Raw genomic sequence first — 1,285 nt, forward strand, 5'->3', positions numbered from 1 at the left:
AACCTTAGCGCTTTGGCTGGGAGAGGTTAAGTGGAGTTTCAAGTTTTTTAAGACGGCATGGGCAGTGCCCTGATTATTAAAGGTGACTGCCAGTGCCTGAGCACCATCGGGTCCCGCTTGCGGACCTATGGCATCGAGTACCATATCCGGCTGAACATTGGCAGGGCGGATATAGAGTGACCCTAGATAGCGCAGCAGGAGTTTAATTTGACCGACTGGCTTGTTAGAATTGGCCGCTTGAGGCTTTTCCAGATCCACCGGTAATTGCTCGGCAACCAGCCGATAGGCCAGTTCTTTTTGCGGAGCAGGATCTCCCAACCAGGTAACACGCACAGTTTGAATTTCATTCGGCTCTAGTAATATTTGAGATGGATAAATCAGAAAATCATCCGTCGCTGTTTGATAACTCTCTGTTCCCGCCAGATCCATTTGCCGCTGAACAACTGAAACCTCAACTGCTAAGCGCTCATCTTTGTCATTGACGATCTGATAGGACTGAGTTGAGTCTTTTCCCGCCGGGGCAAACTCTCTGGAAATGGGCAGCAACTTAAAGGCAAAGGCAGGTTGTATGCCAAAAAGAATTAAACAGAAAGGTAAAAGTAGGCGCTGTAACGAAAATCTAATCATCTTCGTCTCCTAGAAAATACTGGAAAGTAGAGAAAAACTGCGAAGAACTTAGCTCCCTTTCTAAACCCCCCAAGTGAATTAGTTGTCCGTCACAATCAAAGAGATTGAGCCGCTATAGTTGCCTGGATCCTGCAAGACCGCTGAAGTGTACTTGATATACAAATCCTGGTTAGCTTGTCCGGCTGTGGCGGTAGACACTGTATAGTTGTTTCCTGAAGGCGTCGTAAAAGCGGCTGACCCAGGCACCGAGGCTCCATCGGCCACAGTGGTGACTTGAAAAGCAACAGGGGTTTCTCCTTCCGAGGTCAAGAGGGTTCCAGAACTGATGGTTAGGGTATAACCGCTTGAATTGTCTGTAGAAACGGTTAGATCGGCTACTTTAACAATGTGTTCACTGGTGCTACCGGTGCCATCTAGAGCCAGATTGCTGGCTAGGGTTGTAGTCGTGGTATTGAGTGTTGGCAAAGCAGCAACGGGTAAAGTGGCTGCAATCAGAAAACTCAACGTCGGCACCATCACCGCAAGTCCAGTTTTCACAACTCTCCCCTCCTATTCAGACTTTACTTGCCTAAAAATCTTATTCACTAAGAAGCTATTCATGGTCCACAAAGTCCTTGAGAAACCCTGGGATAACCTCGAAAAGGCTACCCCAGAGATT

The 1,285-nt window shown here is 47.6% G+C and carries 2 protein-coding genes; both read right to left on the reverse strand.

Features of this window, described 5'->3' with window-relative positions; genetic code table 11:
* The coding region (locus AC2VE5_RS27815) for a fimbrial biogenesis chaperone (protein WP_486890745.1) at positions 1–627 on the reverse strand (627 nt) is incomplete at its 3' end.
* A gap of 78 nt (positions 628–705) precedes the next feature.
* Entirely contained in the window at positions 706–1,164 is a 459-nt protein-coding gene (locus AC2VE5_RS27820) for a hypothetical protein (protein ID WP_486890746.1), read from the reverse strand.
* Positions 1,165–1,285: the final 121 nt, after the last annotated feature.

The sequence above is a fragment of the Aliterella sp. E5.1 genome (assembly GCF_057473825.1).